Source organism: Mycobacterium sp. NPDC050551 (genome assembly GCF_040674075.1).
Taxonomy (GTDB): Bacteria; Actinomycetota; Actinomycetes; order Mycobacteriales; family Mycobacteriaceae; genus Mycobacterium.
Genome location: NZ_JBFARC010000001.1, coordinates 174,296 through 187,719 on the forward strand (window position 1 = coordinate 174,296; position 13,424 = coordinate 187,719).

Consider the following 13,424-nt stretch of genomic DNA (forward strand, 5'->3'; position numbering starts at 1 on the left):
GACCGGACGAATCCACCCAATCGGCCGCGCACCGGTGAAAGGATCGGCCCATGGCTTCAACCCCCGCGCCCGCGGCTCCTTCGTCGGAGCAGACGACCGACGGCCACATCACCTACGTCCGGACGGACAAGGACCTACCGCCGGTGGCCGTGATCGACCGCTCCCCCATCACCGCCAAGCACCGCATCATCTTCGGCGTCATCGCCGTGATCGGCGCCGTCGCCTGGGCGGTGATCGCGTTCCTGCGCGGTGAGACGGTCAACGCGGTCTGGTTCGTCATCGCCGCGATCTGCACCTACGTCATCGGTTTCCGGTTCTACGCCCGGCTGATCGAGATGAAGATCGTCAAGCCCAAGGACGAGATCGCCACACCCGCCGAGGTTTTCGAGAACGGCACCGACTACATGCCGACGGACCGGCGGGTGCTGTTCGGGCACCACTTCGCCGCGATCGCCGGCGCAGGCCCGCTGGTGGGGCCGGTGCTGGCGATGCAGATGGGCTATCTGCCGGGCACCATCTGGATCATCATCGGCGCCGTCTTCGCCGGCTGTGTGCAGGACTACCTGGTGCTGTCGATCTCGGTGCGCCGCCGCGGCCGCTCGCTGGGCCAGATGGCCCGTGATGAACTCGGCACCGTGGGCGGCGTCGCCGCGATCGTCGGCGTGCTGGTCATCATGGTCATCCTGCTGGCGGTGCTGGCGCTGGTGGTGGTCGGCGCACTGGCGGAGAGCCCGTGGGGCGTGTTCTCCATCGCGATGACCATCCCGATCGCACTGTTCATGGGTGTCTATCTGCAGTACCTGCGGCCCGGCCGGGTGTCGGAGGTGTCGCTGATCGGCGTCGCACTGCTGCTGCTCGCCGTGGTGGCGGGCGGCTGGGTTGCCGAGACGTCCTGGGGCACAGACTGGTTCACGCTGTCCAAGGTGACGCTGTCGTGGTGCATCATCATCTACGGGCTGGCCGCCTCGGTGCTGCCCGTCTGGTTGCTGCTGGCGCCGCGCGACTATCTCTCGACGTTCATGAAGGTCGGCACCATCGTCCTGCTGGCGATCGGCATCCTGCTGGCGCGCCCGATCATGGAGGCCCCGGCGATCTCGTCGTTCGCCGCCAGCGGAACCGGGCCGGTGTTCGCCGGGTCGCTGTTCCCGTTCCTGTTCATCACGATCGCCTGCGGCGCGCTGTCGGGCTTCCACTCGCTGATCTCCTCCGGCACCACACCGAAGCTGCTGGAGAAGGAAAGCCAGATGCGGCTGATCGGCTACGGCGGCATGCTGACCGAGTCGTTCGTCGCGATCATGGCGCTGATCACCGCGGCGATCCTGAACCAGCATCTGTACTTCGCGATGAACGCGCCTGCGGCGTCCACCGGTGGCACCGCCCAGACTGCGGCGGACTACGTCAACGGCCTCGGATTGTCCGGCGCTCCGATCACCGGCGCCGAACTCGACGCCGCCGCCCAGGGCGTCGGCGAGGAGTCGATCGTGTCGCGCACCGGTGGCGCGCCCACACTGGCGTTCGGCATGTCCGAAGTGCTGCACCAGGTCTTCGGCGGCGAGAGCCTCAAGGCGTTCTGGTACCACTTCGCGATCATGTTCGAGGCGCTGTTCATCCTCACCACGGTCGACGCGGGCACCCGGGTGGCGCGGTTCATGCTGTCCGACGCGCTGGGCAACCTCGGTGGGCCGCTGAAGAAGCTGCAGAATCCGAGTTGGCGCGTCGGGGCCTGGATGTGCAGCATCATCGTCGTCGCCGCATGGGGCAGCATCCTGCTGATGGGCGTCACCGATCCGCTCGGCGGCATCAACACGCTGTTCCCGCTGTTCGGTATCGCGAACCAGTTGCTCGCGGCCATCGCGCTGACTGTCGTCACCGTGGTGATCATCAAACGCGGACTGCTGAAATGGGCGTGGATACCCGGGATCCCGCTGCTGTGGGACCTGGTGGTGACCATGACGGCGTCCTGGCAGAAGATCTTCTCCGGTGATCCGAAGGTGGGCTACTGGACACAGCACTTCCAGTACCGCGAGGCCAAGGAGGCGGGAAAGACGGCGTTCAATGCGGCCAAGGACGCCGGCCAGCTCGACGCCGTCATCCGCAACACGTTCATCCAGGGCACGCTGTCGATCGTGTTCGCGGTGCTGGTGGTCATCGTGTTCGCCGCTGGCGTGGTGGTGGCACTGCGCGCCGTCAGGGGCACCGGCAGCCCACTGTCGGAGGACGACCCGGTGCCGTCGCGGCTGTTCGCCCCGTCGGGGATGGTCGCGACCAAGGCCGAGAAGGAGGTGGCCAAGCAATGGGACGAGCTGCCCGCCGATCTGCAGAACTCGCGCGTCAGATCCGTTGGTACTGCGCCACACTGATGGGTGACAATCACTACCGGCGGTACGTCGAACACCGCAGGCGGCTGCACCCGGGCGAGCCGGTGCCCTCGGAACGGGAGTACTGGCGCCTGCGCCACGCCGCGGCGGATGCGAATCCGGGCGCCCGCTGCTGCTGACACTCTGCACGCAGCGGCACGCCGCGACTCCGGCTAGTAGGCCGCGCGCTCAGCGCAGTGTGTACCGGATCGGCAGGTGCTTGAGGCCGCCGACGAACACGGTCGCGACGTGCTGGGGCGGCCCGGCCGGTTCGATCGACTCCAGCCGCGGGATCAGCTCGGAGAAGAAGCTGTTGACCTCCATCCGGGCCAGCGCGGCGCCCAGGCAGAAGTGCACGCCGTAGCCGAAGGCCACGTGCTTGTTCGGATCCCGCCCGACGTCGAAGCGGAAGGGATCGGCGAAGGCATCCTCGTCGCGATTGGCCGACGGGTAGGACAGCAGCAGCGACTCCCCCGCAGCGATCGGCACGCCGCGCACCTCGGTGTCCTGCTGCGCGGTCCGCATGAACGCCTTCACCGGTGTGACCCACCGGATCATCTCCTCGGTGGCCGTCGGCATCAAGGCCGGATCGGCCCGCAACCGGTCGCGCTGGTCGGGATGCTGGAGCAGCGCCAGCATGCCGCCCGAGATGGTGGCGCTGGTGGTGTCGTGGCCGGCGGCGGCGATGATCGCGTAATAGGACACGGTGTCGATGTCGGACAGTGGTTCACCGTCGATGTGCGCGTTGGCGATCGCCGAGGCCAGGTCGTCGGTCGGGTGCTCGCGGCGGGCGGCGGTGAGTGCGGTGAAGTACTGGAACATCTCCAGCAATGCCGACATCTGCTCCTGCTGGTCGGCGCCGCGCTTGAACTCGTCGTCGTCGCTGCCGAACAGTTCCTGGGTGAGCTTGAGCATCAGCGGGAAATCGGACTCCGGCACCCCGAGCAGCGACATGATCACGTAGAGCGGGTAATTCACCGCCACCTGCTGCACGAAGTCGCACTCCGGGCCGATGGCGGCCATCTTGTCGACGTAAGTCTTCGCCAGTTCGTCGACGCGGATCTTCAACGCCCGCATCGCTTTCGGCCGGAACCAGTCGGCGCCGATCGCCCGCACCACCCGGTGCCGCGGATCGTCCATGTGGATCAACGTGCTGACCCCGACGCCGGCTTGCAGCTCGTCGGACTCAGCGGTCATCAGCACCGGCCGCGGCGCGTTGGTGAACACGGTGTTGGCGCGCTCGACGGCCATCACGTCGGCGTGCTTCGTGATCGCCCAGAACGGCCGGTATCCCGGCACGTCGACCCAGGACACCGGGGCGTTCGCCCGCAGATGCGCAAGCGCGGCATGCAGTGTCGACTCGTCGGTGTAGGACTTCGGGTCGGCGAAGGCCCTGGCGGCGTCGTCCATGATCGGTGTGCTCATCGGGCTCCTTCGTGACGCAGTTCCTCGAGGACGGCGGCGACGGTGTCGTCCGGCACGGTCGACGGGAAGCCCGGCAGCACGCGGTCGATCGCCCCCGAACACCGGACCCGGAGCGCCGCGGCCACCTCGCCGAGCGGCGCCACCACGGCGAACGCGCCGAGTACGTCGTCGTCGATCAGCCCGGCCATCGCATCCCATTGCCCCTGTTTGGACAGCCCGTGCAGGTCGGTCTGCAGCTCACCCCAGCCATGCAGGTCGAGCACGTTGCGATACGACGGCGTGGAGGCGTAGAACGCGATCTGCTTGCGGGTGGCGACGGCCGCGGCGGCGAAGTCCTCCTCGGTCTCGCCGGTCACGACGAACACCGGGCACGAGACGGCGACGTCGGCCCGGGTGCGCCCAGCCGCGGCGAGCCCGCGCTCGAGGGCGGGCAGCGTGACGTCGTCGAGATAGCGCTTCGTGGTGAACGCGTGTGCAAGCAGGCCGTCTGCCACCTCGCCGCACATCGCGGTCATCGCCTCGCCGACCGCGGCGACGAACACCGGTGGCGTGCCGTGTGGATGGGCCTGCGGGGTGAACATCGGCGTCATCAGCCGGTGGGTGTAGAACTCGCCGTCGAACGCCAGCCGGGTGCCGTCGTGCCAGCAGGCCCAGATCGCCCGCAGCGCCTGCACGAATTCCCGCATGCGGGCCACCGGCCTGCTCCACGGCATGCTGAACCGCTTCTCGATGTGCGGCTTGATCTGCGTGCCGAGGCCGAGGATGAACCGGCCCTGCGAGTACGCCTGCAGATCCCACGCCACGTTGGCGACGGTCATCGGGCTGCGTGCGAAGGCCACCGCGATGCTGGTGCCGATCTGCAGCCGAGTGGTGTGTTCGGCGGCGAGCAGCAGCGGCAGGAACGGGTCGTGGGAGATCTCGCCGGTCCAGCACCCGTCGAAGCCCTGCCGCTCCAACCCCTCGGCGACTCCCCGGACCCGCGTCAGGTCGCTGGGGATGCCCCGGTCGATCGCGAGACGGCCGATCGGGGGGCCGGCAGCACCGCCTCCACCCATACCCGCAGAAGCTACAGTAAGCAATTCAGTATGGTCAACGTGACCACGCCGGTGCGACGATGCCCTTTCGACGTCAGGAGCTTCTCGAATGGACCACGCGCAGGACTGGAAGGAAACGCTCGCCGACCTCGACCGTCGCCGCGAGCACGCGTTCGGCATGGGCGGGCCCGAACGGGTGGCCAGGCATCGCGCAAAGGGCAAGCTCGACGCCAGGGCCCGGCTCGAACACCTCCTCGATGACGGCTCGTTCCAAGAGTTCGGCACGCTGGTCGGCGGTGACGTCGCCGCGGACGGGCTGATCGCGGGCGCGGGCCGGATCGACGGCGTCCCGGTGATGGTCGGCGCCGAGGACTTCACCACGCTGGCGGGCAGCATCGGACCGGGCGGCAACTCCAAGCGCTACCGCCTCGCGGAACTGGCGCTGCGCAACAAGATCCCACTGGTCATGCTGCTCGAGGGCGCCGGCTTCCGGCCCAGCGGTGAGCACTACGGCCGCACCCCCACCGACCTCATCGCCCAGGCGAAGTGCTCGGGCAAGGTGCCGACCGTGTCGGCGGTGCTGGGCCCCTCGGCCGGGCACGGCGCACTGGTTGCCCCGGTGTGTGACTTCACCATCATGAGCAGCCACGGCGCCATCTTCACCGCCGGTCCGCCGGTGGTGAAAGAGTCGACGGGCGAGGACATCTCGAAGGAGGACCTCGGCGGGCCGGGCGTCGCACTCGCGAGCGGGGTGATCCACAACCACGCCGAGGACGACCAGACGGTGCTCGACGACATCCGCCGCTACCTGTCCTACTTCCCCTCCAGCGCATGGTCGTATCCGCCGACCCGGCTCGCCGACGACACCGCGGACCCGCGGCCGACGCCGGAGATCTGCGACATCGTGTCCCGGGACAACCGGCACATCTACGACATGCGGGCGGTGCTCGACGTGGTCTTCGACCGGCCGGACTGGTTCGAGGTGCAACCGACGTTCGGCCGTGCCGTCATCTGCGCGCTGGCGCATCTCGGCGGGTATCCGGTCGCTGTCGTCGCGAATCAGCCGGAGGTGCTGGCCGGCTCGATCGACGCCGACGCCGCGGACAAGGCGGCGCACTTCATCGCGGTCGCCGACGCGTTCCACCTGCCGATCGTTTTCCTCGCCGACAATCCGGGGATGCTGCCGGGCAGCCGGTCCGAGCGCAGCGGCGTACTGCGCAGCGGCGCCCGGATGTTCGCCGCGCAGACCTCCGCCACCACGCTGAAACTCCATGTCACGCTGCGCAAGGCGTTCGGCTTCGGCTCGATGGTGATGTCGCTGCTCGGCTTCGACGACCAGGTGGCGACGTTCGCCTACCCGGGCGCCACGATGGGCGCGATGGGCGCCGCCGCGCTGAGCAAGGCGACGAACGCCGGCGAGGACTACACCGAGGTGCTCAAGCAGATGGAGCTCGAGGCGTCCTACCGGTCGGCGGGCCACCTGGGCTTCGACGAGCTCATCTCGCCGGAGGAGACCCGCAACGCACTGCTGACGACATTGCAGCACGGCATCTTCAGCAGGCAGGCCGTCGCGGAGCCGGTCAGCCGCACGGTCATCACCCCCTAGCCCTCTCGCGATTTCGGCGCGCTTTCGTTCGGTCAGCGAACGTCACCGCGCCGAAATCACCCGATGGAGGCGCGGTACTCGGTGACGATGGGTTCGAGTTCGTCGGGCGTGGCGCCGTGCAGGATCACCGCGTCGGCGCCGTAGTCGAACTCCTTGCGCACCCGGGCGACGCACTGTTGCGCCGACCCGGTGGCCGACGGTTCGAGCCACTCGTCGGGGATCAGGCCGGCGATGTGCTCGATCTGCTCGGCGCTGGCCTTGTGGTCGATGCCGCCGGGGATCGACTGCACCACCGCGTCGCCACGGAAGCGTTGCAGCACAGCGGGATCCCAGTTGTTCGTCTTCACCAGCAGGTCGCCGTACCCCTGCAGGTAGGTGGCCAGCCGGGCGACCGTCTTCTTCAGCCGCAGTTCCTCGGGCAGGTGATCGCCGACGGTGGCGAAGCACGACCAGACCCGCACACTGTTCGGGTCGCGGCCCGCCTGCTCGGCCGCGTCCTTGACCGTCCTGACGGCCCGTTGCAGCGTCTCAGGGGTGAAGTAGGTGTGCAGGATGACGTCGTCGAACTCGCGGCCGCCGAGTGCGAGGGTCTGCGGGCCGAACGCGACGATCGCCAGCCGGATGTCCTCGCGGAAGTCGGGGTCGAGGAACAGCACCTGGTACTTGCCGATCGGCCCGTCGTGGTTGAACACCACCTCGCCGTGCCACAGCTTGCGCATCACCTGCGCGAAGTCCTCCATCTGCGCTGTGGTCACCGCGGGCACCCCGAACGCGTTGTACATCGCCGCGATGCCCCGGCCGAGGCCGAGTGTGAACCGCCCGCCGGAGAGCCGGTGCATGGTCGTCGCCCATGATCCGGTGATCAGCGGGTGGCGGGTGTTGTGATTGGTGGCCGCGGTGGCGATCTGCATCCGGCTGGTGACCGCGAGCGCCGCGCCGGTCAGCGACGACGCCTCCTTGACGTTCCACCGCTCGGAGATGAAGCCTGTGCCGAAGCCCAATTCTTCGCCGCGTCGGGCCTCGTCCATCAGGGTGGCCGGTCCCTCACCTCCCGCACCGGCCAGCAGGTAGTAACCCAGTTCATCCAACACCCGGTCAGTCACGCCCAAACCCCTTGCTTGTAGCCGCAATTCCACACCTCGGTGATCCGGCCGTCGATCACCCGGAAGATCTCCATGCTGCCGACGGTGGTCTCGGTGCCGTCCTTCAACCTCATCGGCGACTGGTACACGATCGCCACGTGCTCGCCGTCGTCGCCGGCGACCACCAGCTCGAGCTCGAATCGGATGGTCTCGAACATCGCCCAGTGGTCGACGATGCGCGCGACGGCCTGGTCGTGGGTGAGCACCGTCGCCTCACCCACCTCGTGCCGCGTCACCGTCTCACCCATCAGTTCCTCGGCGAGGGCGAAGTCGCGCTCGTTCCACACCACCAGGTTGTAGAGCTCGACGACCTCGCGTGCGGTGCGCGTCACGCGAACACGTCCAGGGCGTCGATGGCGCCGATCGCCGCGACCGCCCGGTCGGTGAGCGTGAGGCACAGTCGGCGGGACCGCTCGGGCAACGCATCCCAGCCGTTGAGCGTGATGACCGGCAGCAGCATCAGGTAGACGGCGGCCATCCGGTAGTCCCGCCACGCATCGTCGAATCCGTAGCCGTCGAGACCCTGGAGGTACTCACGCAGCAGCGCCTCGTCGTGGCCCTCCCGCACACCGGCGGGCAGACCCTGGGTGACGAGGTAGGCGATGTCGGCCGCGCCGCAGCCCCGCGACGCGAACTGGAAGTCGACCACCTTCATCCGGTCGCCGTCGAAGAACAGGTTGTCGGCCCGGATGTCGCCGTGCAGCAGCGTGTCGCGTTCGGTCAGCGCAGGCAGCGCGGCGACCGCCCGCTCGGCGAACCGCTCGGCGAACGCCGCCACCGCCGCGGGCACCGTCGCCTCCGTGTGCTCACGGTAGATCTGCCAGCCCGGCGCGAAGGCAGGCAGCAGCAGATCGCGCGCGATCGGGGTGTCCAGGCTCGGGAACGGCTGCAGGACGGCGGCGTTGGCGGGTTCGGCCGACCAGGCATGCAGGCCGGCGAGCTGGGAGATGCACAGTCGCGCCCGGTCCATCGACAGCCCGGCCAGGTGGTCGGCGTTGTCCCAGTCGGCGAGATCCTCGAGCAGCAGCACGAAGTCGACGCCGTTGTCGGCGATCCGGGCGGCGTACACGTGGGGCGTCGCCATCGGCGCGCGGCCGGCCACCGAGCGGTAGAACGCCAGCTCGCGCCGGTATCCGCCGAGCAGCTCCATCGCGCCGCGGGCCTCGGACTGTGCGGGCAGCTTGGCGATCACCGTGGCAGGCACCGCCTCGCCCGACAGGTGCAGCCGGTAGAGCAGTGAGGAGAAGCCGCTGTCCAGAGCTATCTGTTCGATGCGGACACTGTCGACCGGCGTGCCGAGCGCCTCACTCAGCCAGCCGGGGTGCACGCCGTCGATGCCCGACGGGATGGCCGGGGCCGCTGATGTCACGCGGGCCTCCCCGGCGAGGTAGTTGACGATGAACAACTAAGTTAGTTGTCGAGCGTCTAATATGCAAGGGTGCCCACCCCCGCCCGCGGGTTGACCCAGCCCCAGCGCGTCGAGCTGTCGAACCGTCGCCTGGTCACGGCGGCGGTCGAACTGATCACCGAAAAAGGCTGGGAGGCAACGTCGGCGGCTGAAATCGGCCGACGCGCCGGTTACAGCAGGGCGATGGTGCATGCCCGCTACGGCAGTAAGGACGCCATCCTCGAGGCGATCCTGGCCCATGCGCAGGCACAGAACATCATGCCCGCCGCAGAACCGGACTCCACCGGACTGCAGAACGCCGTCGCCCACTTCGGCCGGATCCGGCGGCTGTACGACGAGGACCGGGACTTCCTTCGGGCGACGTTCGTGATGACGTTCGAGGCGGTCAAGGGCACCTCGCCGGTGCGCGGCCGACTCGACGACTGGTTTCGGCGCGGCGTCGACGAGGTGGCGGCCGGCCTGCGCAACGGAGTCCGCGACGGGTCCGTGCGGCCCGACATCGACACGGACCGGGCCGTCAACGCCATCAGCGCCGCCGCGTTCGGCGCGGCGTTCCAGTGGATCGTCCTCGGCGACGACTACGACCTGCCCCGCGAGCTCGACTATCTGGAGTCGCGGATCGTCGCCGAATACGGCGCGGGCGGCTGATCCGCCGAATCCCGCACTGTGCGCAGGAAGTCCTCCGTCACCCGCTGTACGCGACCGGAGAACAGGTGCCCGACGTGGCCGCCGTCATGCCAGTGCACCTGGCCGCCCCACCGCTCGTGCAGCGCCAGCGCGGGACCCCGCATCGCCATCCGGTCCTGCCAGGCCGCCACTATCAGCCGGCGGTTCGGCGGCGCGGCGGGCAGCACGGACAGCGGGTCGATCACCTTGGTCAGTTCGGCGACGACGTCGGATCCCAGTGCGGCCGCCAACTCGTCACCGCTGCGGCCCCACCGCGAGATGTGCTGCCCGATCATCGCATTGAGGCCGAGGATCGGAGTGTAGAGCGCGACCGCCGCCACCGCGTCCTCCAGATGCGACACCAGGGCGGCCACTGCGCTGCCCAGTGACAGACCGGACAGCGCGATCACGGTCGACCGCGGCTCCAGCCACCGCACCACCGCACGCACCTCGGAGACCGCGCGCATCATGCCGGCCACATTGGTCAGCGGATCCATGTCGGGATACGGCGGCCACACGTCGCGGCGGACACCGTGGCCCGGCTGCACCGGCATCGCGAGATTGAACCCGAGCCGCTGGTGGAGCCGCCGTGCCCGCGCGAAGAGGAAGTCCGACGCCCCGCCCTGCCCGGCGCCGTGCACCCACACCAGCCACGGCCGCGGTCCGTCGCGGTGCCGGCACACGTGCGCCACCGCCGTCGCCGGGCCGCCGAGACCGTCGGCCGTCAGGGCGGACGGCAGCATCGGATCGTGGTCGTAGGTGATCCGTTCGTAGGCCAGGCCCGCCACCCACTGCCGCTGTATGCGCTTGATCTGCAACGGGTTCGGCGAGGCGTGCAACTGTGCGGGTGTGCGCCCTGCGAATTCCTCGGCCGCCGCGGCGCAGCTGCTGACGGGCCGTCGCAGCCCTGGCCCAGGCCCGCTCAGCGTCATCGCCGTCAACACCAGTTCGTCGAGGGCGACCTCGCCGAACTGACGCAGACCGGCGGCTGACAGGGCGTCCCACGTGGCCGAGCCCGCCAGCGCATCCGCGCTGCGCGGCAACACACCGGCGAGTTGGCGGACGACCTGTCCGGTGTGTCTCATCGGGTCAGGCTACGAGAGCTTGAATCCGGTGTAGCCACCGGCGGCGATCTCCTCGCACCGGCGGCGGTATTCCGGGAGCCCCGCGGTGTAGCCCATGTACATCCGCTTCTTCCCCGGCACGTTGCCGCCGTTGTACCAGGAGTTGCACGTCGGGTGGACCAGCACCGTCGGCGCCACCAGCGACGTGGTGTGCTCGATCCACTCGTCCTGTGCCGACGGCAGCGCCTCGATGCTCCGATACCCCTGTGCGCGCAGCGAACTCACACAATCCCCGATCCACTCGACGTGATGCTCGAGGGCGGCGATGAAGTTGGTCGCCGCCGCCGGACTGCCCGGTCCCTGCACGGTGAACAGGTTGGGGAAGCCGGCCACCTGCAGACCCAGGTAGGACACCGGCCCCTCCTCGGCCCAGACGTCGCGCAGTGCCACCCCGTCGCGGCCGCGGATGTCCATGCGGCTCAGAGCGCCGGTCATCGCGTCGAAACCGGTGGCGTAGACGATCACGTCGACGTCGAATGCGCCCTGGTCGGTGTCGATACCCGTCGGCGTCACCGCCCTGATGCCGCCCCGGCGCAGGTCCACCAGGGTGACGTTGTCGCGGTTGAACGTCTCGTAGTAGCCCTGGTCGATGATCGGCCGCTTGCACGCGAACGGGTGACTGGGCACCAGCGCCGCGGCGGTGTCCGGGTCGTCGACGATGCGGGCGATCGCCTGGCCGTACAGATCGGTCGCCATCCGGTTGGCCTCGATGTCGAAGAAGACGTCGCCCCAGTTCAGTGCGCCGAGCACGCCGTGCTCTTCGACGGCCCGACTGCGCTCCTGCGGGGTGGCCGACTTGAGCGGCGGCCGCGCGAGCATCTCGAGCAGCACCGAGAAGGCGCTCAGCCGCGCCGCGCCGACCGGGTGGGCGCGCTGGGCGGCCCGGATCTCGGCGTATCCGGCCTTGAGGCCGTCGAGCTCACCGGGTTCGAACGGCCGCACCCGCCACGGCAGGGTGAAGGCCGGTGACCGCTGGAACACCACGAGTTCGGCCGCGTCCCGCGCCACCACCGGGATGAGTTGCACGCCGGTGGATCCCGTACCGATCACCGCGACCCGCCGCCCGCGCAGGTCGACACCGTCGCGGGGCCATCGGCCGGTGAACAGCGACGTGCCGCCGAAGGTGTCCATCCCCGCGATGTCAGGTTCCAGCGGCACCGAGAGGATGCCCGACGCGGCGACGACGAACGGCGCGACGAACGTCTGCCCACTGCGGGTCCGCACCCGCCACTGCGTGGCCGGCTCGTCGAACGTCATCGCCACCACCTCGGTGTGCAGGGCGATGTCGCGGCGCAGGTCGAGGCGGTCGGCGACGAAGTTCGCGTACGCCTCGATCTCGGGCTGTGCCGGCATCGTCTCGGTCCACACCCACTCCTGCTGGATCTCCTCGGAGAAGCTGTAGGAGTACTCGATGCTCTCGATGTCACACCGGGCACCGGGATACCGGTTGACCGCCCAGGTGCCGCCCACTTCCCCGGCCTTCTCCAGCACCAGGGTGCGCAATCCGAGACCGCGCAACCGGTGCAGCGCATAGAGGCCGGAGAACCCGGCGCCGATCACGAGCACGTCGTAGTGCACCGGGCCGTCGGCGGTCACAGCTTCACCACGTCCTCGTCGCGGTCGCGGCGCTCGACATAGAAGCGCGCCGCCCGGCGGATGGCGTCCTCGGTCGGTCCCGGTCGCCAGTCCAGCTCGCGGGTGGCCTTGGCGTGGCTGGCAGGCGATGTCTGGACCATCAACCGGACACTCGGCAGGTTGAGCGGATAGTCGCGGCCGAGCCACCGGTTGGCGGCGCCCGCCAGCACCCCGGCGACGTACACCGGCGCCCGCGGGACACCGAACCGGGGCGGCCGCACGCCGACCGCGTCGGCGGCGATGCGCAGCATCTCGCGCTGCGTCATGAACCGTTCGGAGATGATGTAGCGCTCGCCGCTGCGGCCCCGGTCGGCGGCGAGCAGCAGTGCCGCGGCGGCGTCGTCGATGTCGACCACCTCCGCACCGACGCCGCGCACGTAACAGGGCATCTTGCCGAAGGCCGCGAGTGCGACCAGTGATCCCTGCCGGGGCTGCCAGTCGGGCGGCCCGTACGGATTGGACACGCACATCGCGACGGCGGGCAGGCCGCGCTCGCGCGCGTACCGCAGCACCAGTTCCTCTGCACGGCAGCGGGACTCGATGTAGGGACCACCGCGGCCGGCCATGTTGAACGGAGTGTCCTCGTCGACCGTGGACCCGTCACTGCCGACGGCGACCGTACCGATCGTGCTCAGGAACACGAAGCGCTGCAGACCGGCGTGCACGGCGACGTCGAGGACGCCACGCAGGCCCTCGACGTTCGTCCGGAACAACGGCGCAGGGTCGGCGAGGTGGGCACGGGTGTCGACGACGCAGTAGTACACGACGTCCCGGTCGGCCATCGCCGCGGTGACCGCCGCGATGTCGAAGATGTCGCCGTAGTGCCGTTCGACGCTGAGGCCGTCGATCCCTCTCGTCGAACTGCTCCGGCGCAGCAGCACCCGCACGTCGTTGCCGCGAGCCACGAGGTGGCGGGTGACCGCCGCGCCGACGTTCCCGCTCGCGCCCATGACCAGCGCCCTGCGCGGCGCCGGAGGTGATTCGTGCATCGATGTCCCATCAGCCGGGGCAGCTCGGCCCGCCGGTC

Annotated in this window: 12 protein-coding genes; 4 read left to right on the forward strand and 8 right to left on the reverse strand. The window is 69.3% G+C overall.

The features are described from left to right. Positions 1-50: 50 nt before the first annotated feature. Positions 51-2,360 (forward strand): carbon starvation CstA family protein, encoded by a 2,310-nt coding sequence (locus AB0K11_RS00890; RefSeq protein WP_364971482.1) that lies wholly within the window; start codon positions 51-53, stop codon positions 2,358-2,360. Then, entirely contained in the window at positions 2,294-2,497 is a 204-nt protein-coding gene (locus AB0K11_RS00895) for a YbdD/YjiX family protein (RefSeq protein ID WP_269895132.1), read from the forward strand. The genes AB0K11_RS00890 and AB0K11_RS00895 overlap by 67 nt, the downstream gene beginning before the upstream one ends. Before the next feature lie 49 nt (positions 2,498-2,546). Here AB0K11_RS00895 and AB0K11_RS00900 read toward each other — a convergent pair whose 3' ends face one another. Continuing rightward, on the reverse strand, positions 2,547-3,782 hold the full coding sequence (locus tag AB0K11_RS00900) for a cytochrome P450 (protein WP_364971483.1): 1,236 nt from the start codon (positions 3,780-3,782) through the stop codon (positions 2,547-2,549). After that, positions 3,779-4,837, reverse strand: coding sequence for an LLM class F420-dependent oxidoreductase (locus AB0K11_RS00905; RefSeq protein WP_364971484.1), 1,059 nt, complete (start codon positions 4,835-4,837; stop codon positions 3,779-3,781). The genes AB0K11_RS00900 and AB0K11_RS00905 overlap by 4 nt, the downstream gene beginning before the upstream one ends. A gap of 88 nt (positions 4,838-4,925) precedes the next feature. On the opposite strand from AB0K11_RS00905, the gene AB0K11_RS00910 reads away from it, so the two are divergent. After that, complete coding sequence (locus AB0K11_RS00910) at positions 4,926-6,422, forward strand: carboxyl transferase domain-containing protein (protein WP_364971485.1); 1,497 nt, start codon at positions 4,926-4,928, stop codon at positions 6,420-6,422. 56 nt (positions 6,423-6,478) lie between these two features. On the opposite strand, the gene AB0K11_RS00915 is transcribed toward AB0K11_RS00910, so the two are convergent. Genes AB0K11_RS00915 through AB0K11_RS00925 form a run of 3 tightly spaced genes read right to left on the reverse strand, consistent with a single transcriptional unit; the run spans position 6,479 to position 8,933 of the window. Next, on the reverse strand, positions 6,479-7,525 hold the full coding sequence (locus AB0K11_RS00915; protein ID WP_364971486.1) for a TIGR03857 family LLM class F420-dependent oxidoreductase: 1,047 nt from the start codon (positions 7,523-7,525) through the stop codon (positions 6,479-6,481). Continuing rightward, positions 7,522-7,896 carry a nuclear transport factor 2 family protein gene (locus AB0K11_RS00920; protein ID WP_364971487.1) on the reverse strand — a complete coding sequence of 125 codons (375 nt, stop codon included), beginning with the start codon at positions 7,894-7,896 and terminating at the stop codon, positions 7,522-7,524. The genes AB0K11_RS00915 and AB0K11_RS00920 overlap by 4 nt, the downstream gene beginning before the upstream one ends. Then, positions 7,893-8,933, reverse strand: a complete 1,041-nt coding sequence (locus AB0K11_RS00925; RefSeq protein WP_364971488.1) for a phosphotransferase — start codon at positions 8,931-8,933, stop codon at positions 7,893-7,895. Before AB0K11_RS00925 ends, AB0K11_RS00920 begins: the two co-directional genes overlap by 4 nt. 69 nt (positions 8,934-9,002) lie before the next feature. On the opposite strand from AB0K11_RS00925, the gene AB0K11_RS00930 reads away from it, so the two are divergent. Further along, the gene (locus AB0K11_RS00930) at positions 9,003-9,620 is read left to right on the forward strand and encodes a helix-turn-helix domain-containing protein (RefSeq protein ID WP_364971489.1); all 618 of its coding nucleotides are present in this window, start codon (positions 9,003-9,005) and stop codon (positions 9,618-9,620) included. Here AB0K11_RS00930 and AB0K11_RS00935 read toward each other — a convergent pair. Genes AB0K11_RS00935 through AB0K11_RS00945 form a run of 3 tightly spaced genes read right to left on the reverse strand, consistent with a single transcriptional unit; the run spans position 9,575 to position 13,386 of the window. Beyond that, positions 9,575-10,723 carry an alpha/beta hydrolase gene (locus AB0K11_RS00935; protein WP_364971490.1) on the reverse strand — a complete coding sequence of 383 codons (1,149 nt, stop codon included), beginning with the start codon at positions 10,721-10,723 and terminating at the stop codon, positions 9,575-9,577. The genes AB0K11_RS00930 and AB0K11_RS00935 overlap by 46 nt on opposite strands. Before the next feature lie 9 nt (positions 10,724-10,732). Further along, positions 10,733-12,358 carry an NAD(P)/FAD-dependent oxidoreductase gene (locus tag AB0K11_RS00940; protein WP_364971491.1) on the reverse strand — a complete coding sequence of 542 codons (1,626 nt, stop codon included), beginning with the start codon at positions 12,356-12,358 and terminating at the stop codon, positions 10,733-10,735. Beyond that, entirely contained in the window at positions 12,355-13,386 is a 1,032-nt protein-coding gene (locus tag AB0K11_RS00945) for an NAD-dependent epimerase/dehydratase family protein (protein ID WP_364971492.1), read from the reverse strand. Before AB0K11_RS00945 ends, AB0K11_RS00940 begins: the two co-directional genes overlap by 4 nt. Positions 13,387-13,424: the final 38 nt, after the last annotated feature.